The sequence below is a fragment of the Microbacterium panaciterrae genome (genome assembly GCF_039541635.1).
GTDB lineage: Bacteria > Actinomycetota > Actinomycetes > Actinomycetales > Microbacteriaceae > Microbacterium > Microbacterium panaciterrae.
Map to the genome: position 1 here is coordinate 162,794 of NZ_BAABGP010000014.1, position 20,749 is coordinate 183,542.

A 20,749-nucleotide genomic window follows, 5' to 3' on the forward strand; every position below is an offset into this window, starting at 1 on the left:
GTTGCTGCAGTCTCGCCGCCCAGTTGCAGTCTCGCGGGTCAGATGGGTCAGGGGAGGGCGACCGCTTCGGCGGGATCCGCCTCTGCGGGGACCGCTTCGGCGGGATCCGATTCCGCGGCAATCGGATCGGGCGCGGATGTCTCGGACTCGGGCGCGGCCGGCGTCTCGGTCGCGCCGTGCACGCCACGTCCGGCGGGCAGCCAGCGCGCGGCGATCGCCGCGACGAGCAGCACGGCGGCTCCGGTGAAGACGGCCGGACGGGCGGCGTCGACGTAGTGATCGGGCAGCAGCTGTCCGCCGGCGCCGACGAAGATCGCGGTCATGACGGCCGTGCCGAGGGCCACGCCGAGCTCGCGGACGGTGGAGTTCACGCCCGACGCCTTGGCATGGTCGACGAGCCCGAGGGTGGCGAGCAGCGCTGTGGCGGACGGCGCGAACACGAGGCCCATGCCCACTCCCGCCAGGATGAACGGCACCACCAGATCGACGTAGGCGACCGTCGGGGTGATGATGATCGCCATCCACGCCAGGGCGACGGCCTGCAGCAGCAGCCCCAGCATCAGCAGGATCCGGGTCCCGACGCGCGAGGCGAGAATGCCCGCGAGCGGCGCGACGAACATCGGCGCGATGGTCCACGGCGTGGTCTGCACGGCGGCCTCGAGGGGCGTCGCACCCTGCACGACCTGCAGGTACTGGATCAGGATGAACACGGATCCGAAGGTGCCGAAGCTGAACGCGAATCCGACGACGTTCGTGATCGAGAACGACCGATCCCGGAACAGCCGCAACGGCACGAGAGGCGCCTTCGACCGCAGCTGCCAGACCACGAAGGCGAGCACGAGCGCGGTGCCCAGGGCGAGCTCGGCGATCACGCCGAGGGAGTCCCAGCCGTCGTCGTTGCCGCGCACGATCGCATGCACGAGCGCGAGCACGCCGCCCGCGGCGAGCACCGCGCCCGGCACGTCGATGCGGGCTCGGGCGCCGAAGTCGTTGCGCAGCACGAGCACGGCGAGGGGGATCGCGACCACGGCGACCGGGATATTGATCCAGAAGATCGCCTGCCAGTTCCAGCCCTCCATGATGGCGCCGCCGATGAGCGGCCCGACGGCGACGCCCAGCCCGGACACGCCGCCCCAGATGCCGATCGCGAGTGCGCGCCGCGCGGCGGGCACGGCACCGGTGAGCAGTGCCAGCGACAGCGGCATGACGGCCGCCGATCCCAGGCCCTGCACGGCGCGCGCGGCGATGAGCTGACCGGGGTCGGAGCTGAGGGCGGCGAACAGCGAGCCCGCCCCGAACAGCGCGATCCCGACCGTGAACACGGTGCGGCGTCCGAACCGGTCGCCGAGCGCGGAGGCTACGAGGATCGCGCCGGCGAATGCCAGCGTGTAGGCGTTCACGAACCACTGCAGCTGCTCGATGCTCGCCCCCATCTCGCGGTGCAGCACGGGCAGGGCGTTGGTCATGACGAGGTTGTCGAGCGTCGCCATGAACATCGGCAAGGAGGCGGCCGCGATCACGAGCGCGACCGGACGGCTGCGGCGGGGCGCGGCGGCGGAACGGTCCCGGAGTGCGGTCGAGGGGGAAGAGGATTCGGACATGCGAAGCTCCCGTTGTAATTGGATGATTACCAGCGCTGGAACGACTGTAGTAATCGTATGATTACAAAGTCAAGTCATTCGCTGATAACCTTTCGGCATGACCTCCGCAGCGGCTTCCGCCCCCGACGTCGTCGACGAACCGGGTCGACGACTCTCCTCCGACGAGCGACGGGCGCAGATCATCCGGGCCGCGCTCACGATCTTCGGCGCGCGCGGCTACGAGGGAGCCACCACAGACGAGGTGGCGCGCGCGGCGGGGGTCAGTCAGCCCTACGTCGTGCGGCTGTTCGGCTCCAAGGAGAACCTCTTCCTCGCGACCATCGGGTTCGCGCTGGATCAGCTGCTCTCGGCGTTCCGGGTCGCGCTGGCGGCCTCGGACGACGGAGGCGAGCGCCCGGTCGGCAAGCGCATCGGCGAGGCCTACGTCGACCTCATCGAGGTGCACGGGCTGCATCAGACCCTGGCCCACGCCTACCTGCTCGGCAGCAACCCCGCGATCGGAGCGGCCGCGCGCCAGGGGTTCGTACGCGTGTGGCGCTTCTTCCGCGATGAGATGGGCCTGGACGCCGAGGAGGCGCGCACGTTCCTCGCCGAGGGCATGCTGATCAGCACCATGATCGGCCTCAGGATCGTCGACGACTACGGATCCGATCCGCAGATCACCGAGCTGTTCCGCGCCTGCTTCCCCAACAAGTTGCCGCACGTGCTCGAGGTGCTCCCGCGCAACGAGCACCGCCTGTAGAGCAGGCAGGCCCCCGGGCGACCTCCGCGGACGTTACGGAGATTGACGCCGCATATCCGCGCGTGACGGATCCCACGACACCGACGGCGGGGTCCGGTTACCGTCGCGTCATGACTCTCCTCCAGGACACCATCAGCCCCCTTCTCGACGTCACGCCCGAAGAGCGCGCGGAGCGCCTCGGCGCGGCCGGCGCCGCGTGGAACGACCGCATCGCGGCCGACCCCCGCAACGCGCAGCTGACCTACACCGTGACCGGCCGCGGCGTCGGATCCGTCGGCACCGAGATCCGCGCGGGCAAGCACCGCTTCCTCGTGGACGAGCCCGCAGGGCTCGCCGGCGACGATGCCGCACCGAGCCCTGTGGAGTACGCGCTCGGTGCGCTCGTGTCCTGCCAGGTCGTCGTGTTCCGCCTGTACGCGCAGGCGCTCGGCCTCACGATCGACGACATCGAGATCACCGCGGAGGGAGACCTCGACGTGCGCAAGCTGTTCGGCATCGACGAGTCGGGCCGCGCGGGCTTCCACGACGTGCGCGTACGGGTGGACGTCACGGGCCCGAACACGGTCGAGGAGTACGAGAAGCTCCGCGCCGTCGTCGAGGAGCACTGCCCGGTGCTGGACCTGTTCGCGAACTCGGTGCCGGTCTCGGGGTCGCTCGCCTGAGCGACGCAGCCCCACCTCCGGAGGGCGTCCAAAGCCATGACGGGTAGGCTGGCGGGGTGACTCAGGAGATCGAACTCGGCCGAGGCAAGCGCGCGCGTCGCGCATACACGTTCGACGACATCGCGGTCGTGCCCTCGCGGCGCACCCGCAACCCGGAGGACGTGTCGACCGCATGGACGATCGACGCGTTCCCGTTCGAGATCCCCGTGCTCGGCGCCCCCATGGACTCCGTGATCAGCCCGCGCACCGCGATCATGCTCGGCCAGCTCGGCGGACTGGGCGTGCTCGACCTCGAGGGCCTGTGGACCCGGTATGAGGATCCCGAGCCGCTGCTCGACGAGATCGCCGGGCTCGGCGACGCCGAGGCGACCGCCCGCATGCAGGAGCTGTATGCGGAGCCGATCCAGCCCGAGCTGATCAAGCGCCGCCTGGCCGAGATCCGCGAGGCCGGTGTCACCGTCGCTGGATCCCTCACCCCGCAGCGCACCCAGGAGCTGTACCAGACCGTCGTCGAGGCCGGGGTCGACCTGTTCGTCATCCGCGGCACGACCGTTTCGGCCGAGCACGTGTCGAGCGTCGCCGAGCCGCTCAACCTGAAGAAGTTCATCTACGACCTCGACGTCCCGGTGATCGTCGGTGGCGCCGCCACCTACACCGCAGCGCTGCACCTGATGCGCACGGGCGCGGCGGGCGTGCTCGTCGGCTTCGGCGGAGGCGCGGCCTCCACGACCCGAGCGACCCTCGGCATCCACGCCCCGATGGCGACCGCGGTCTCCGACGTCGCCGCCGCGCGTCGCGACTACCTGGACGAGTCGGGCGGGCGCTACGTGCACGTGATCGCCGACGGCGGGGTGGGCACCTCGGGCGACATCGTCAAGGCGCTCGCCACGGGCGCGGACGCAGTCATGCTCGGCGTCGCGCTGGCGCGAGCGACCGACGCCCCGGGCCGGGGCTTCCACTGGGGTCCCGAGGCGCACCACCCGAAGCTGCCCCGCGGCCGGCGTGTGGCGGTCGCCGGCGTCGCCACGCTCGAGGAGATCCTGTACGGACCCGCTCCCGTCGCCGACGGCACCGCGAACCTCATCGGGGCGCTGCGCAAGTCGATGGCGACCACCGGATACTCCGACCTCAAGGAGTTCCAGCGGGTCGAGGTCGTGCTGTCCCCGTACGCGTCCTGATCCGTTCGCGCCCCTCGATGAACGCCGCCTCGTGATGAAAGCCGTGCCGCCCGCGCCGTCGCCCGACCTCCTCGACTTCCCGCCAACCCTGCGCGAGGTCATGCTGCGCGGACGCTGGATCGGCATGCTGGTGCTGTGTCTGGTCGTAGCCGGCGTGTTCGCCTGGCTCGGCCAGTGGCAGCTCGGGCGGGCGATCGACTCGAACCCCCCGCCGCCGGATCTCACCGAGAGCGTGAAGCCGCTCGATCAGGTCGTGAAGCCGGGGGCGTATCTGGACGCGCCGCTCATCGGACAGCGCACCGAGGCCTCGGGATCATGGGTGTCGGACGACTTCCTCATCGTGTCGTCGCGGTTCAACGACGGCGTCGAGGGCTACTGGGTGACGGGACAGCTGAGGATCGCGGGATCCACGCAGCCGACGTCGCTGGCGGTCGCGATCGGCTGGGCTCCGGACGAGTCCGCGGCGAAGGCGGCCGTGCAGCGACTGCAGAAGACCGCCGACGGATCCGCCGTCGACCTCACCGGCCGGCTCATCTCGGATGAGGGCGCCGTCGCCCCGCCGCACGATCAGCCGCGCCGGATGGACCGGATGTCGCCGGCCGCGCTGCTCGGGTTCTGGCACGACACCGATGAACTGAGCGTGTACAGGCCGTATCTGGCGGCGCAGAAGCCGCTCGGGGGGCTCGCCGCGATATCGTCGCCGGCGCCTGTGCAGCAGTCGCCGATCAACTGGCTGAACATCTTCTACGCCGTCGAATGGGCGGTGTTCGCGGGCTTCGCGTTCTACCTCTGGTACCGGTTGGCGAAGGACGCCTGGGAGCGCGAGGTCGAGGAATTCGAGGAGCGCCCGGGCCCCGGGAATCCGGGCCCGGAGCCCGGAAAAGCGTGATCTGAGCACCGTCGCTCTTCTGAGCGACGAGGGGCCCCAGAATGCGCGTTCGTGCGGGGAATCGTGACGATCCCATGTCCGGCGGGTGAACAGCTCCCAGGTGATCCATATCGTCCTTGAAGATTGTCCATAGCCTCACTTATGGTCGGGGAGTATGCCGCCGTCCCCCCGGACGACGGCACGGCGGACCCACGAGGGCTCGCCGTCCCCCCCCCCTCCCGAGGAGACAGCTCCGATGACGTCCGTCCCCGATGACGAGAACCGCGCCGTTCCCGTCGTGCATCGCTCCGCATCCGCTCGCCGCAGCGTCGCACGAGCGCGCCTGTGCGCGCTCGCCGTGACCACGGTGACCACCGTGAGCTTCGGCTCCCTTGTCGCCGTGCCGGCTTTCGCCAACCCCTCCGGAACGGGGGTGGTGATCAATGAGGCCTATCTGTCCGGCGGCAGCGCCGGCGCCGCGTTCACGAACAAGTTCGTCGAGCTCTACAACCCGACCGGCGCGGAGATCTCGCTCGACGGCACGTCGATCCAGTACCGCTCCGCGACCGGCACCGGGAACTCCTCGGGCGTCGTGGCCCTCACCGGAGCCATCCCCGCGCACGGCTACTACCTCGTGCAGGGCGGCAGCAACGGCACCAACGGCGCCGCACTGCCCGCCCCCGATGTGACCAGCGGCCTGAACCCGAGCGGCAGCGCCGGCACCCTCGCCCTCGTGAAGGGCACGGCGGCGATCGCGCTGCCGACCGGATCCGTCGCCGGCGACGCGGTCAGCCCCGACGTGATCGACCTGCTCGGCTACGGCACCTCGAACACCTTCGAGGGATCGGTCGCGGCGGCCCCCGCCGGCAACACCGACGTGAAGTCGCTGAACCGCGCGGACGGCAAGGATTCCGACGCCAACGGCGCCGACTTCGCGCTCTCCGCGACCATCTCGCCGATGAACACGAAGGACGCCGGCACCGGCACCGACCCGGGAACGGATCCCGGCACCGACCCCGGCACCGGCACGGGCACAGCGATGAGCATCGCCGAGGTGCAGGGCACCACGGACGTCTCGCCGCATGTCGGCCAGATCGTCACCGTCGAGGGCGTCGTCACCGCTGACTACCGCACCGGCGGCTACAAGGGCATCGTCATCCAGACGCAGGGCACCGGCGGCGACGTCAAGACCGCGGGCGCCTCGGACGGCATCTTCGTCTACCTGAACGCGCTCGCGCCCGCAGGCGAGATCGGCGACCTCGTCTCGGTCACCGGCACGGTCTCCGAGTTCAGCGGTCAGACCCAGATCTCGCCGGCCGCGGCCGCGGACGTCTCGGTCGTCACGGCGAACGTGGGCGTTCCGACGCCGATCGCGCTGCCCGACTCCGTGCTCGGCGCGGATCGCGAGGCGTACGAGAACATGCTCGTCGCACCGGCCGGCAGCTACAAGATCGCCTCCAGCCACCAGCTGTACAACTACGGCACGCTGTGGCTGAACGCCGGCGAGCTCAACGTGAAGGCGACCGAGCTCTCCCGTCCGGGTCCGGACGCCGACGCGATCACCGCGCAGAACCGCGCGAAGCGGATCCTGCTCGATGACGGATGGTCGCTGCAGATCAACAACAAGCTGCACATCGGCGACCAGCCGTACTTCACGAAGGACACCGTCGTCCGCAACGGCGACACCGTGAACTTCCCGGCCGAGGGCGTGGTCCTGCAGTACGGCTTCGGCGACTGGCGTCTGCAGCCGGTCGTGCCGATCGACAGCACCAGCGACGCCTCGCACAAGCCGACCTACGGCACCGAGAACCCCCGTCCGGTGACCCCGCCGACGGTCGGCGGCGACGTGAAGGTGGCGTCGTTCAACGTCTACAACTTCTTCACGACGCTGTCGAGCCAGGACGCGAACGCGCGCGGTGCGAAGACGGCCGAGCAGTTCCAGATCCAGCGCTCCAAGACGGTCGCCGCGATCAACGGCCTCGGCGCCGACGTCGTCGGCCTGATGGAGGTCGAGAACGGACCGAAGTTCGGTCTCGCGCTGGACGCTCCGCTGCAGAACCTCGTCGGTGCGCTCAACGACGCCGCCGGCGGTGATGTGTGGGACTACGTGCGCACACCGCAGGCGCTGAACAACCCGGCGATCACCGACGCGATCACCACCGCGATCGTCTACAAGAAGGCATCCGTCACCCTCAAGGGCGACGCGTCGACCGTCATCGACGAGACCGTGTGGGGCAACGCCCGCGAGCCGATCGCGCAGACGTTCCAGACCCCCGGCGGCCGTGTGCTGTCCGTCATCACGACGCACCTGAAGTCGAAGTCCCCGCCCACCGGCGCCGGCGCCGAGCCGGCCGACGGTCAGGGCTTCTTCAACGCCGACCGCGTGAAGCAGGCGCAGTCCGAACTCGCGTTCGCGCAGCAGGTGCAGAAGAGCTCCGGCAGCGGCGACGTCTTCCTCGTCGGCGACTTCAACGCCTACGGCAAGGAGGACCCGATCGACGTGTTCGCCCAGGCCGGGTGGACCGACGTCGAGCCGACGTACGCGGCGGGTCAGCACACCTACTCCTTCGACGGTGAGCTCGGATCCCTCGACCACGTGATCGCGTCGCCGTCCGCGGCGAAGGCGATCACCGGTGCGGGCGTGTGGAGCATCAACTCGCCCGAGTGGAGCGACCGCGGCTACGCCTTCGCCTCCACCGAGGCCGGCACGCCGTACCGCGCCAGCGACCACGACCCGATCCTGGTGGGCCTGAACGGGACGGCGGATCCGGTCGACATCAACGTCGTGACGATCAACGACTTCCACGGCCGCATCGAGGCCGACGGCGCCGCCGCCGGAGCCGCGGTTCTGGCCGGCGCCGTCGAGCAGATCCGGGCGCAGAATCCGAACACGATCTTCGCGGCCGCGGGCGACCTCATCGGCGCCTCCACGTTCACGTCCTTCATCCAGCAGGACACCCCGACGATCGACGCGCTGAACGCAGCCGGTCTCGATGTGAGCGCGGCGGGCAACCACGAGTTCGACCAGGGCTACGCCGACCTCCGCGACCGTGTGCAGAAGCGCGCGGACTGGACCTACCTGAGCTCCAACGTGTTCGTCACCGAGACCGGTGAGCCCGCGCTCACCCCGGCCTGGGTGAAGGACGTGCAGGGCATCAAGGTGGGCTTCATCGGAGCGGTCACCGAGGATCTGCCGACCCTCGTCTCCCCGGACGGCATGAAGGGCCTCGAGGTCCGCAGCATCGCCGACTCGGTGAACAAGGTCGCGACGGACCTCAAGGACGGCGATGAGTCCAACGGCGAGGCCGACGTGATCATCCTGCTCGTGCACGAGGGGGCGACCACGGCCGACGTGGCCAGCATCACGCCCGCCTCGCGTCTCGGCGAGATCGTGAACGGCGTCACCAAGGACGTCAACGCGATCGTGTCCGCGCACACCCACCTCGCGTACAACCACGTGATCGACGGGCGACCGGTGGTCTCGGCGGGTCAGTACGGCGAGAACCTGGGTCTGATGGACATCAAGGTGGACCCCGCGAGCAAGAAGCTGCTCTCGATCACAAACGAGATCAAGCCGCTCGTCGTCAACAAGGTGCCGCAGTATCCGGCGGACCCGGCCGTGCAGGCGATCGTCGACGCCGCCAAGAAGCAGGCCGATCAGCTGGGTGCGGTCGCACTCGGATCCATCACCGGCGACTTCAACCGGGCACGCCAGAGCGACGGCAAGACGGAGAACCGCGGTGGCGAGTCCCCCCTGGGCAACTTCGTGGCCGACGTGCAGAAGTGGTCGACCGGTGCGGACCTCGCCCTGATGAACCCGGGCGGTCTGCGGGCCAACCTGACGTACGCCTCCTCCGGTGCGTCCGACCCCGACGGGAACGTCACCTACCGGGAGGCGGCGACGGTGCAGCCGTTCGCCAACACGCTGATGACGCTGCAGCTCACCGGAGCGCAGCTGAAGAGCGTGCTCGAGGAGCAGTGGCAGCCGGCGGGTTCGGCTCGTCCGTTCCTGAAGCTCGGCGTCTCGAAGGAGCTCGTCTACACCTACGATCCTGCGGCGCCCCAGGGCTCGCACATCACGGGGATGACGCTCAACGGCACGGCGGTCGATCTGTCCGCGAGCTACACGGTCGCGGCGAACTCGTTCCTCGCGGCCGGTGGGGACAGCTTCCTCACCTTCGCCAAGGGCACGGGCAAGAAGGACACCGGCAAGGTCGATCTGCAGTCGATGGTGGACTGGTTCGCGGCCAACAAGACCGCGACGCCGGATCTGGCACAGCGTGCGATCGGCGCCGCGCTCACCGCGCCCGCCGACGCGGCCGGCTACACACCGGGGGAGAGTGTCACCCTGACGCTCAGCTCGCTCGCGTTCAGCGCGGGGGAGAAGGCGCCCGGTGATGTCACCGTCTCACTCGGCGGCACGGCCCTGGCCACCTCGGCCGTGGACGCGACCGTCAAGGTCGACGCCTTCGACGAGGCCGGCACCGCCACGCTGACGTTCGCGATCCCGCAGGGCGTGAACGGCGCGCAGTCGCTGCACGTCGCGGTGGCCGGCACGGGCACCGCGGTGGACCTGCCGATCACGGTGGCCGGCCAGACCGGTCCGTTCCAGGGCACGATCCTGGTCGGCGGCGACGGCAAGGTGCAGGCGGGGACGGCGCTCGCCGTCCGCGGCGCGCACTTCACGCAGGGTGCGACCGTGACGCTCGAGCTGCGCGGCAAGAAGGGCGTGGTCGTCGCGCTCGGCACCGCGAAGGTCGCCGCCGACGGATCGTTCGCCGCGGCGCCGGTGGTGCCGAAGGACGCGCAGCCCGACAAGTACACCCTCGCGGTCACCCAGGCCGACGGGAACGAGGTCACCGCGACCGTGCACGTGAGCCGTGGCAACGGCCACAGCGGTGACGTGATCGGCTCGATCCTCGGCGGGGTGTCGGATCTGCTGAAGGGCATCTTCGGCTGATCGTCCCCGCACGGCACGGAGGCCGTCGGATCCCGAGCTCGTCTCGGATCCGGCGGCCTCCGTCGTACACGGGAAAGGCGCACAGATCCGGCGATTAGACTGGAGGCATGCCCGAACCGAAAGCCGTGAGCTTCCCGGCCATCCGCGGGGCGCTGAAGTTCTACCAGATCGCCTCAGTGATCACCGGTGTCATGCTCCTGCTGCTGTGCACCGAGATGGTCCTCAAGTACACCCCGATCCACCTCGAGCTCTTCGCGGGCGGATCCGGCGGCTTCCTGTCGTTCGCCCCCGTCGTGGAGGGGCTGAAGGGCGGCCTGGAATCCACCGGCGACGGGCTGAACCTGTCGATGGGGATTCTCGTCGCGCACGGCTGGTTCTACGTCGTGTACCTGTTCGCCTGCTTCCGGGTGTGGAGCCTGATGCGCTGGCCGTTCCCGCGCTTCATCCTGCTCGCCCTCGGCGGCGTCGTGCCGTTCCTCTCCTTCATCATGGAGACCCGCGTCGCCCGCGAGGTGAAGGCCTACCTCGTGAAGCGTGAAGCCGCCGACCTCGACCCGACCTCGACCACTCCCGCCACGGAAGGTGCCCGTTGACCGACACTGCTCCCGCAGCCGACCCCCGCCCCGACACCGAGCAGCGTCCCGCCCTCGTCGTCGACTTCGGCGCGCAGTACGCGCAGCTGATCGCCCGCCGCGTGCGTGAGGCCGGCGTGTACAGCGAGATCGTGCCGCACACCGTGACGGCGGCCGAGATCGCGGCCAAGAACCCCGTCGCGCTGATCCTCTCCGGCGGCCCGTCCTCCGTGTACGAGGAGGACGCCCCGCAGCTGGATCCCGCGGTGTTCGACCTCGGAGTCCCGACCCTGGGGATCTGCTACGGCTTCCAGTACATGGCGCGCACGCTCGGCGGTGAGGTCGCGAACACGGGCCTCCGTGAATACGGCGCGACCGATGCGACGATCCCCGCCAACGACTCCACGCTGCTGTCGGGCCAGCCCGCCGAGCAGAACGTGTGGATGAGCCACGGCGACCAGGTCTCGCGCGCCCCTGAGGGCTTCGAGGTGCTCGCCTCGACCGGATCCACCCAGGTGGCGGCCTTCGCGAGCGAGGAGCGCAAGCTCTACGGCGTGCAGTGGCACCCCGAGGTGAAGCACTCCGACCACGGCCAGGAGATCATCGAGAACTTCCTGCACAAGGGTGCGGGCCTTTCCGCCGACTGGAACAGCGGCAATGTCATCGCCGAGCAGGTGGAGCGGATCCGCGCCCAGGTCGGCGACGCCCGTGTGATCTCCGCGATGTCGGGCGGCGTCGACTCGGCCGTCTCGACCGCGCTCGTGCACAAGGCGATCGGCGATCAGCTGACCGCGGTCTTCGTCGACCACGGCCTGCTGCGCAAGGGCGAGCGGGAGCAGGTCGAGCGCGACTACGTCGCCTCCACCGGCGTGCGTCTCATCACCGTCGACGCGGCCGACACGTTCCTCGGTCACCTGGCCGGCGTGACGGATCCGGAGACCAAGCGCAAGATCATCGGCCGCGAGTTCATCCGCGCGTTCGAGCAGGTGCAGCGCGACCTCGTCGAAGAGGCGAAGGCGTCGGGCGAGAAGGTCAAGTTCCTGGTGCAGGGCACGCTGTACCCCGACGTGGTCGAGTCCGGCGGCGGAGCGGGCACCGCGAACATCAAGTCGCACCACAACGTCGGCGGGCTCCCCGACGATCTCGACTTCGACCTGATCGAGCCGCTGCGCACCCTGTTCAAGGACGAGGTGCGTGCGATCGGCCGCGAGCTGGGCATCCCCGAGGCGATCGTGGGTCGCCAGCCGTTCCCCGGTCCGGGCCTCGGCATCCGGATCATCGGCGAGGTCACCCGGGAGCGGCTGGACATCCTCCGCGACGCGGACGCGATCGCTCGCGAGGAGCTCTCCGCGGCGGGGCTGGATCAGACGATCTGGCAGTGCCCGGTGGTGCTGCTCGCCGACGTGCGCTCGGTGGGTGTGCAGGGCGACGGCCGCACCTACGGTCACCCGATCGTGCTGCGTCCGGTCTCGAGCGAGGACGCGATGACCGCGGACTGGACCCGCGTGCCGTACGACGTGCTGGCCAAGATCTCGAACCGCATCACGAACGAGGTGCGCGAGGTCAACCGCGTGATGCTCGACGTGACGTCGAAGCCGCCGGCCACCATCGAGTGGGAGTGACGCAGTCGCTCGCCTGACGCCAGATGCCCCTTGCCATATCGGTGAGGGGCATCTGGCGTCAGGCGAACATCGTCGAGAGCGGCTGAGTCAGCCGAGGTGCTTGAGCGCCTCGCGGCGGCTCAGCGGCGACAGACCCGGGTGCGCGTCGACGAATGCGCGCACCCAGTCCGGATCCGTCCGGGCGAAGTCGCGCAGCGCCCAGCCGATCGCCTTGCGGACGAAGAACTCCGGGTCGGCGATGTTCGGCTCGATCGCGTCGACGAGCAGTGCCCGGTCCACGCGGTCGCGGCGCCCGAGCTGCGCGATGATCGCCGCGCGGCGGATCCAGAAGTCCTCGTCGTTCGCCCACACCCGCAGCTCCACGGCCAGCTCCGCGGGATGCGCGTCCAGCAGGTCGGCGAGGCGGTGCGCCACCTCGTCGACGTGATCCCACCACGCCCCGGTACGGATCATCTCCTCGTGCACGTCGAGCAGGTCGAGCCGCCCGCGCAGCGGCCGCAACGCCGTCAGCGCCTGTGCCGCGTAGCGTTCCTCGCGGTGCGATGCCTCCCGCCACAGCGGCAGCGCCGCGGCGCGCAGCTCGTCCGCGTCCGAGATGCCCCAGGCGGCCTCGCGCGCGAGACGCCGCACCTCCGGAACCCGCACGCCCAGGAACGGCAGAGCCGATTTCATGTACGCCTGCTGCCCGGGCGCGAGAGCGGGATCCGCGGCTTCCCGCAGCATCGAGCGGATCTGTCCGGCGAGCGCTGCTGAGGATTCCACATCGCGAGTCTAGAAATGTTCCGGAGAATCTTCGAGCGGGTGTCGATCCGGCGTCTTCTCGTTCGACGTCTGGAGTGAGAGGGTCGAGACACGACCCCAGAATGAGGAGACGAGATCATGAAGTTCATGCTGATCATGCGCGCGGACGACCAGGGCGTGGAGGCGTACAAGGAGATGCCGTTCGAGCAGGTCATCGAGGCGATGGGGCGGTACAACGAATCGATGCTCAAGGCGGGTGTCCTGCTCTCCGGTGAGGGTCTGACCGATGCAGCCGAAGGCTTCGTGGTCGACTTCTCCGCCGAGGCCCCGCTCGTCACCGACGGCCCCTACGGGGAGACCAAGGAGCTGTTCAACGGCTTCTGGATCATCGAGGCGTCCACGCGCGAGGAAGCGGCGGAGTGGGCCAAGCGGGCGCCGCTCGGCCCCGGTTCGTATCTCGAGGTGCGTCGTGTCACGGAGCTGGCGGATTTCCCGGCGGACAACGAGTGGGTCGAGAAGCAGGCCGAGTGGCGCGAGCAGGCGGACGCGCGATCCGCCGAGTGAGCGCGAGGATTCCAGGGCGGCGGCCATGACCGGATCCGGCACCGCGGCGACGGCGGGCTCCTCGGCGGAGCGCACCGTCGCCGCGGTCTGGCGCATCGAATCGGCGAAGATCGTCGCGACCCTCACCCGGTACACGGGAGACTTCGGCCTTGCGGAGGATCTGGCCCAGGACGCGCTCCTGGAGGCTCTCTCGCACTGGCCCCGGGACGGCGTGCCGGCCAACCCCGCCGCCTGGCTGACCGCGGTCGGCAAGCGCCGCGCGATCGACGGATGGCGCCGCCGGGAGCGCTACGACGAACGTCTCGCCGGGATCGCGCACGACGCGCAGCGCGAGCAGGATGCCTCGCTCGACGCCGAGCCGTGGGATCCGGACGCGATCGATGACGACGTGCTGCGGCTCGTCTTCATCGCCTGCCATCCCGTGCTCTCCCGGGAGGCCAGGGTGGCGCTCACGCTGCGGGTCGTCGGCGGGCTGTCCAGCGAGCAGATCGCCCGTGCCTTCCTGGTGCCGACGGCGACCGTGCAGCAGCGCATCGTGCGGGCTAAGAAGACGCTCGCTGCGGCGAAGGCGCCGTTCGAGGTGCCGCCGCGCGAGGAGTTCGCGCAGCGCCTCGGCGGGGTGCTGAGCGTGCTGTACCTGGTGTTCAACGAGGCGCACGCCGCGACGGCGGGGGAGGACCTTCTGCGACCCGACCTCGGCCGGGAGGCGATCCGGCTGGCCAGGGTGCTGGCGGCGCTCGTGCCGCAGGAGCCGGACGTGCACGCGCTACTCGCGCTCCTGGAGCTCACCGCCGCGCGGTTCCCTGCGCGGACCGACGCGAACGGGGATCCGATCCTCCTGGCGGATCAGGATCGCGGATTGTGGGATCGGGGCAGGATCGCGCGTGGCAGGGCGGCGCTGGCGCGCGCCGATTCGTTCGGCCGCGGGCGCGGTGCCTATGCGCTGCAGGCCGCGATCGCCGAGTGCCACGCGGTGGCCGGCTCGGTCGAGGAGACCGACTGGGACCGGATCGTGCTGTTGTACGAGGCGCTGGGACGGATCGCGCCCTCACCCGTGGTGGAACTGAACCGCGCCGCGGCCGTCGCGATGGCGACCGGGCCCGCGTCGGCGCTGCGGATCATCGACGCGCTGGTGGCGGACGGATCGCTGCGCGGGTATCACCTGCTGCCGGCGACCCGCGGCGAGCTGCTGCTGCGCCTCGGCCGCAGCGAGGAGGCGCGCTCGGAGTTCGTGACCGCCGCCGCCCTCGCCGGCAACGACCGTGAACGCGCCCTGCTGGAGCAGAAGGCGCGCGGCTGAGCGGATCGCTGGGAGAACGACGAAGGCCGCCCTCCCAGGGAGAGCGGCCTTCGTCGATTCCGAGCCGTGGCTAGTTGCTGCGGGCGATCGCGATCATGCGCAGGATCTCGACGTACAGCCAGACGACGGTGACCATGATGCCGAAGCCGCCGAGCCAGCCGTACACGCGCGGGGCGCCGTTGCGCACGCCCTGCTGGATCTGGTCGAAGTCCATCACCAGCGAGTACGCGGCGAGGAACACGACGAGTACGCCGATGATGAGGCCGAGCGGGATGCCGGCGACCTTCGCGCTGTACAGACCGAACATCTGGTTCTGCGGCAGCACGTTGAAGAGCATCAGGCCGACGTTCAGCAGTGAGAACACCAGATAGCCGAGCATCGCGATCATCACGATCTTGGTCATCTTCGCGGAGGCGCGCACCTTGCCGCTGGCGAACAGCGCCAGGGTGACGGCGACGACGGCGGCCGTGGCCAGCGTGGCCTGCATGACGATGCCGGGCCACAGCACCTCGAAGAAGGCCGAGATGCCGCCGATGAACAGCCCCTCGAACGCCGCGTACGCGAAGATGAGCGCCGGGCGCACCTTCTTGCGGGAGGTGAAGCTCACGATCATCGCGAGGACGAAGCCACCGAGGGCACCGACGACCCAGGGCAGCATGCTGACGCTGCGGGCGCCGACGGCGCTCACACCGCCGAGAGTGAAGAACCAGCCGATCACGGCGAACACGAGGAGGATGCCGAACAGGCCGGCGGTCTTCCACACGGTGTCCTCGACGGTCATCCGGTTGGTCTCGAGGGAGCCGGCCGACGGCGCGGTGTACATGCCCTCGAGGTGGGCGTTGACGGCGGCCTGCTGGGCGCCGGCGAACTGCCCGGCGGGCGGCGGGGGCGCGTACTGCCCGCTCTGGGCGCCCGCCTGCGGGCCTCCGGGATAGGTCGCGACGGCGCGCGGATCCTGCTGCTTGAACGCCGGGTTGTTGAACGCGAAGTTGCTCATGGTCGGCCTCACTCCTCAGAAGTGGTGGTCTTCTTTCTTCGAGGATAGCGGCCGATCGTCCGTGCGGCACTGCCGTACGCTGAGAGCGTGACCCGGCGGAACCCACTCGGCACCCCTCTGATCATCGGCCATCGCGGCGCTCCCGGGTATCGGCCCGAGCACACGGCCTCGGCGTACCGCGTCGCCTTCGCGATGGGCGTGGACGCCGTCGAACCGGATGTGGTCGCCACGAGTGACGGCGTGCTGGTCATCCGGCACGAGAACGAGATCTCCGGCACCACCGACGTCGCCGATCATCCGGAGTTCGCGGACCGGCGCACGACGAAGCGGATCGACGGCGAAGACCTCATGGGCTGGTTCACCGAGGACTTCACCTGGGCAGAGCTTCGCACCCTGCGCTGCCGGGAGCGGATCCCGGCGATCCGGCCGGAATCGGCCGCCCACGACGGCACCGAGCCGATCCTGCGGCTGACGGATCTGCTGGCCCTGGTCGCCGAAGGATCAGCGATCCACGACCGCGAGATCGGCGTGGTCCTGGAGATCAAGCACGCGACGTACTTCGCCGGGATCGGGCATGATCTCGCCGCGCTCGTGGAGCGCGACCTGCGTGCGGCCGGGTGGGCCTCAGGGGAGCATCCCCTGTGGATCGAGTCGTTCGAGCAGACGGTGCTCGCCGAGCTGCGCGCCCGCGGCGTCGTGGCGCACTATGTGTATCTGCTCGAGGCCGAGGGGGCGCCGGCCGACCTCGTCGCCCGCGACGGCGCCGCCGCGCGCACCTACGCAGAAGCGCTCACCCCGCGGGGCCTGGACGATCTGACCGGTGTCGTGGACGGCATCAGCGTAGACAAGCTGCTTCTGCTCGAGGGGGATGGCGCCGCGCTCGTCGCCCGGGCGCACGAGCGCGGGCTCGTCGTGTTCACCTGGACCTGCCGCCCTGAGAACGCGTTCCTGGACGAGCGATTCCGGGTGCCGGGGGAACCAGCCGCCTTCGGTGACTACCGGGCGGAGTGGGCTCGGATCGGCGCGTCCGGCGTGGACGGGGTGTTCGTGGACCATCCGGATCTCGGTGTGGACGCCTTCCGCCGCTGAAGCCGATGTCGGACGCCGGACCTAGACTCGAAGGGTCATGAGCGAAGCCCCGTCACCCGTCATCCTCCCGCCCGGATCCTCCTTCGGAGGGGTGCACGGAGCGACCTCCGGTGCTGCCGCCGACGACCTGCTCGCGGGGCTCAACCCGCAGCAGCTCGACGCCGTCACCTATCGCGGGCAGGCGCTGCTCATCGTCGCCGGGGCGGGATCGGGAAAGACCAGCGTGCTCACCCGGCGGATCGCCCTGCTGCTGCGTCAGCGGGAGGCGTGGCCCAGCCAGATCCTCGCGATCACCTTCACGAACAAGGCCGCGGGGGAGATGCGCGAGCGCGTCGTGCAGCTGGTCGGCGACTCCGCACGCGGCATGTGGATCTCGACCTTCCACTCCGCCTGCGTGCGGATCCTGCGCCGAGAGGCCGAGCAGTTCGGATTCACGAAGTCGTTCACGATCTACGACTCCGGCGACTCCCGCGCGCTCATCAAGCGACTTGTCAAAGACCACGAGGCCGACGCGTTCGGGTTCACCCCGGCCGCGATGCAGTCGCGGATCTCGAAGCTCAAGAACGAGCTGCAGGATGCCGAGTCCTACGCCCGGCAGGCCAACATGTCGGATCCGGCCGAGCGGGTCTTCATCGAGGTGTTCGCCGACTACCAGCGACAGCTGCAGAAGGCGAACGCCTTCGACTTCGACGATCTCATCGGGCAGACCGTGTATCTGTTCCGCGCGTTCCCGCAGATCGCGGACATCTACCGCCGCCGATTCCGGCACATCCTCGTGGACGAGTACCAGGACACGAACGCGGCCCAGTACGCCCTCATCCACGAACTCACCCGGCCCGTTCAGGGCAACGCGCCCGAGCCATATGCCTCGAACGGCATGATGATCTTCGAGCCCGACCCGCACGAGGCGGCAGGCGTCGAGCCCGGAGCCGCGCTCACCGTCGTCGGCGACTCCGACCAGTCCATCTACGCGTTCCGCGGTGCCGACATCCGCAACATCAGCGAGTTCGAGCGCGACTTCCCCGGCGCCAAGGTCGTGCTGCTCGAGCAGAACTATCGCTCGACCCAGAACATCCTCTCGGCGGCCAACGCCGTGATCGGCAACAACTTCGACCGCAAGGACAAGAAGCTCTGGAGCGACAAGGGCGCGGGCCACGCGATCGTCGGCTTCACCGGCTACTCGCAGCACGACGAGGCGCAGTTCGTCGCCGACGAGGTCGAGGCGCTGCGCCGAGCCGGCATGCCCTACGGCGAGATGGCCGTGTTCTACCGCACCAACTCGCAGTCCCGCGCGCTGGAGGAGATCTTCATCCGCTCCGCCGTGCCGTACAAGATCATGGGCGGCACGAAGTTCTACGAGCGCGCCGAGATCAAGGACGCGCTGGCCTACCTCGTCGCGATCGCGAACCCGGCCGACGAGATGGCGGTGCGACGGATCCTGAACCGGCCCCGGCGCGGCATCGGCGACGTCACGGAGTCCTCGATCGCCCGCTTCGCGGAGCAGCACGGCCTGAGCTTCCGGGACGCGCTCGCCCATCCGGGCCAGCTGGGCGTCGGCCCGAAGATCCAGGCGGCCATCGCGCAGCTCGATGCGGTGCTGCGCGAGGCGACCGAGATCATGCTGCCCGCGTCGGGTGAGGTCGCCCCGCCCACCGCGGTCGCGGAGGGGCTGACCCTGCTGCTGCAGAAGACCGGCTACATGGACGCGCTGCGCGCCAGCCGCGACCCGCAGGACGAGGCGCGCCTGGAGAACCTCGACGAGCTCATCGCGGTGACCCGCGACTTCGCCCGGAACAACCCCGAGGGCACGATCGCCGACTTCCTCACCGAGGTCGCGCTCGTCTCCGACGCCGACGACCTCGACGACGAGTCGGGCGTGGTGTCGCTCATGACCATGCACACCGCGAAGGGCCTCGAATTCGATGCCGTGTTCGTGACCGGCGTGGAGGAAGACCTCATCCCGCATCGGATCTCGGCGAACGAGCCGGGCGGGCCGCAGGAGGAACGGCGGCTCTTCTACGTGGGCATCACCCGCGCGCGCAAGCGCCTGCACCTCTCCCTCGCGATGACCCGCGCCCAGTTCGGCGAGGTGACGGTGGCGATGCCGAGCCGGTTCCTGCAGGAGATCCCCGCCGAACTCATCGACTGGCGGCAGTCGCCGGGCGATGTGAACTCGCGCGGCGGCACCCAGTCCCGTGCGCTGAACGCGCGCCGTCCGGGTGGCTTCGGCGGATCCGGATCCAGTGGCTCCGGCGACCGGTTCGCCGCCCGCGAGCTGCCGCGGCGGGAGGGCCTGAAACCGCTGTCCACCGCGATGGACAAGTTCCCGAACCGGGTGACCGCGAAGGTGCGCGACAACGGCGATCTCGAACTGACCGCCGGTGACCGGATCCGCCATGACGACTTCGGCGAGGGCAGGGTCGAGGCGATCACGGGCGAGGGTGCGAAGCGCATCGCGCACGTGCGATTCGATACGGCGGGGCAGAAGAAGCTCCTGGTGAAGATCGCGCCGATCCAGAGGATCTGATCCCGCGGCCCGTTCATCTCCCCGTCACGACGGCACGGCTCCGCCCGGTTAGGCTGGCCGGATGGGACTTTTCTCACGCCGTCAGAAGCAGGACGAGGCCGTCGACGCTGAGGCATCCGCCGACGGCGTCCTGTCGCAGGAAGTGCCGTTGCAGGCAGCGCCGTCGCAGAAGCCGCAGGGCGATGTCGCCCCGGAGTCTCCGGCTGAGGCGCTCGCGGAGAAGGCGGCGGAGGACGTCCCCGCCGTGAACGTGTCCGTACAGGCGTTCCGCGGGCTCGGAGCGCCCGCCGGGCCGACGGTCGACGCCCCCGCGGAGAGCCCGGCGCCCGGCCACGACCTGATCGACACGGTCGTGGACGACGCGCTCATCGCCCCGGCCCCGGCGCCCGCGGACCTTCCGTCCGGACGGCCGCCCCTGCCGCTCGCCCCGGCGGATCCGCCCACGCAGACCGAATCGATCCCCGGAATGCCGGACAACGTGCTGCTGCGCGAGGCGCTCGCTCAGCTCGGCGGGGATCCGAGCCAGGCCGAGCTGCTGGGCGTGCTGCGCCAGTCCCTGCAGGGCAACCTGTTCCTGCGCGTGCACGGCGACGCCGGCGAGCAGATCCAGGCCGGCAGACCGCTCTCGGTCGCGGTCGTCAACGACGGGGAGAACTCGTTCATGCTCGCGTTCAGCGCCGCGGCCGCCGTGCGCGATTCGGTGCAGCAGAGCGATGAGGATCCGTCCGAGACGTCCGCCGTGGTGCAGCCGGTGCAGGCCGTGTACCAGCAGGTGATCGAAGGACCGTTCGCCGGACTCATCATCGACAACGCCTCCGGCACGAACCGGGTGGTGTTCCCCTCCGAGGTGCTGCAGAAGGCGCTCGAGGAAGCCGATCCGTCGTTCGCGATCAAGGCGCTGCTCGCAGCTCCCCGCGAGGCGGACTCGGAGGCACGTGTGGCCGAGGCGCTCACGACCGCGCGGATGTGGGTGGCGGTCAGCGACGCGGACGGCGACGGGCAGTTCGGCGTCGCCGAGGCGCACACCGCCGACGGCGAGCGCTACCTGCAGCTGTTCAGCCACCCGCTCGAGGTCATCGCCCTGGGCCGCGGCGACCAGCCGCTGCCGTTCAGCGCCGAGCAGATCGGCACTGTCATCGCCCAGCACCCGGAGATGACGGGTGTCCTCGTCGATGCCGCGGGGCCCGCGATCGCGGTGCATCGCGACGCCCTCGGCGCCGTGATCGCCCTCGCGCCTGCCGAGTAGGCCGCCGGCGGGGCGGGCTCCCCGGGGGTGCGGGATCCGGGGGCGTCGGGACGCCGTGAGGCGGATCCTCAAGGGTCTGT

15 protein-coding genes are annotated in these 20,749 nt (G+C 70.0%); 12 read left to right on the forward strand and 3 right to left on the reverse strand.

The window, feature by feature from the left end; translation table 11 throughout:
- Window positions 1–47 precede the first annotated feature (47 nt).
- Entirely contained in the window at window positions 48–1,601 is a 1,554-nt protein-coding gene (locus ABD882_RS10860) for a DHA2 family efflux MFS transporter permease subunit (RefSeq protein WP_345186841.1), read from the reverse strand.
- Window positions 1,602–1,698: 97 nt separating this feature from the next.
- On the opposite strand from ABD882_RS10860, the gene ABD882_RS10865 reads away from it, so the two are divergent.
- From ABD882_RS10865 to guaA, 7 genes are all read left to right on the forward strand, one after another.
- A complete protein-coding gene (locus ABD882_RS10865) occupies window positions 1,699–2,343 on the forward strand; it encodes a TetR/AcrR family transcriptional regulator (protein WP_345186843.1) in 645 nt (214 codons plus the stop codon).
- Window positions 2,344–2,453: 110 nt separating this feature from the next.
- Window positions 2,454–3,005 carry an OsmC family protein gene (locus ABD882_RS10870; protein ID WP_345186845.1) on the forward strand — a complete coding sequence of 184 codons (552 nt, stop codon included), beginning with the start codon at window positions 2,454–2,456 and terminating at the stop codon, window positions 3,003–3,005.
- A 56-nt stretch (window positions 3,006–3,061) separates the two neighbouring features.
- Complete coding sequence (locus ABD882_RS10875) at window positions 3,062–4,183, forward strand: GuaB3 family IMP dehydrogenase-related protein (RefSeq protein WP_345186847.1); 1,122 nt, start codon at window positions 3,062–3,064, stop codon at window positions 4,181–4,183.
- Between the two features lie 34 nt (window positions 4,184–4,217).
- Window positions 4,218–5,072, forward strand: coding sequence for an SURF1 family protein (locus ABD882_RS10880; protein ID WP_425563361.1), 855 nt, complete (start codon window positions 4,218–4,220; stop codon window positions 5,070–5,072).
- 235 nt (window positions 5,073–5,307) lie between these two features.
- Window positions 5,308–10,011, forward strand: coding sequence for an ExeM/NucH family extracellular endonuclease (locus tag ABD882_RS10885; protein WP_345186849.1), 4,704 nt, complete (start codon window positions 5,308–5,310; stop codon window positions 10,009–10,011).
- Window positions 10,012–10,118: 107 nt separating this feature from the next.
- Window positions 10,119–10,604 (forward strand): DUF3817 domain-containing protein, encoded by a 486-nt coding sequence (locus tag ABD882_RS10890; protein ID WP_345186850.1) that lies wholly within the window; start codon window positions 10,119–10,121, stop codon window positions 10,602–10,604.
- The gene (guaA, locus tag ABD882_RS10895) at window positions 10,601–12,205 is read left to right on the forward strand and encodes a glutamine-hydrolyzing GMP synthase (protein ID WP_345186852.1); all 1,605 of its coding nucleotides are present in this window, start codon (window positions 10,601–10,603) and stop codon (window positions 12,203–12,205) included. The genes ABD882_RS10890 and guaA overlap by 4 nt, the downstream gene beginning before the upstream one ends.
- Before the next feature lie 87 nt (window positions 12,206–12,292).
- On the opposite strand, the gene ABD882_RS10900 is transcribed toward guaA, so the two are convergent.
- Window positions 12,293–12,967 (reverse strand): DNA alkylation repair protein, encoded by a 675-nt coding sequence (locus tag ABD882_RS10900; protein ID WP_345186854.1) that lies wholly within the window; start codon window positions 12,965–12,967, stop codon window positions 12,293–12,295.
- A 117-nt stretch (window positions 12,968–13,084) separates the two neighbouring features.
- Here ABD882_RS10900 and ABD882_RS10905 point away from each other — a divergent pair, with 117 nt between their 5' ends.
- A complete protein-coding gene (locus ABD882_RS10905; protein WP_345186856.1) occupies window positions 13,085–13,510 on the forward strand; it encodes a YciI family protein in 426 nt (141 codons plus the stop codon).
- 25 nt (window positions 13,511–13,535) lie between these two features.
- A complete protein-coding gene (locus ABD882_RS10910; protein ID WP_345186858.1) occupies window positions 13,536–14,810 on the forward strand; it encodes an RNA polymerase sigma factor in 1,275 nt (424 codons plus the stop codon).
- A gap of 70 nt (window positions 14,811–14,880) precedes the next feature.
- Here ABD882_RS10910 and ABD882_RS10915 read toward each other — a convergent pair whose 3' ends face one another.
- Window positions 14,881–15,807 carry a Bax inhibitor-1/YccA family protein gene (locus ABD882_RS10915; protein WP_345186860.1) on the reverse strand — a complete coding sequence of 309 codons (927 nt, stop codon included), beginning with the start codon at window positions 15,805–15,807 and terminating at the stop codon, window positions 14,881–14,883.
- Window positions 15,808–15,894: 87 nt separating this feature from the next.
- Between ABD882_RS10915 and ABD882_RS10920 the strand changes: the two genes are divergently transcribed.
- From ABD882_RS10920 to ABD882_RS10930, 3 genes are all read left to right on the forward strand, one after another.
- A complete protein-coding gene (locus ABD882_RS10920; RefSeq protein WP_345186862.1) occupies window positions 15,895–16,896 on the forward strand; it encodes a glycerophosphodiester phosphodiesterase family protein in 1,002 nt (333 codons plus the stop codon).
- A 37-nt stretch (window positions 16,897–16,933) separates the two neighbouring features.
- Window positions 16,934–19,423 carry an ATP-dependent helicase gene (locus ABD882_RS10925; protein ID WP_345186863.1) on the forward strand — a complete coding sequence of 830 codons (2,490 nt, stop codon included), beginning with the start codon at window positions 16,934–16,936 and terminating at the stop codon, window positions 19,421–19,423.
- 61 nt (window positions 19,424–19,484) lie between these two features.
- Window positions 19,485–20,669: an SseB family protein gene (locus tag ABD882_RS10930; protein ID WP_345186865.1), complete on the forward strand. Its 1,185-nt coding sequence runs from the start codon at window positions 19,485–19,487 to the stop codon at window positions 20,667–20,669.
- Window positions 20,670–20,749: the final 80 nt, after the last annotated feature.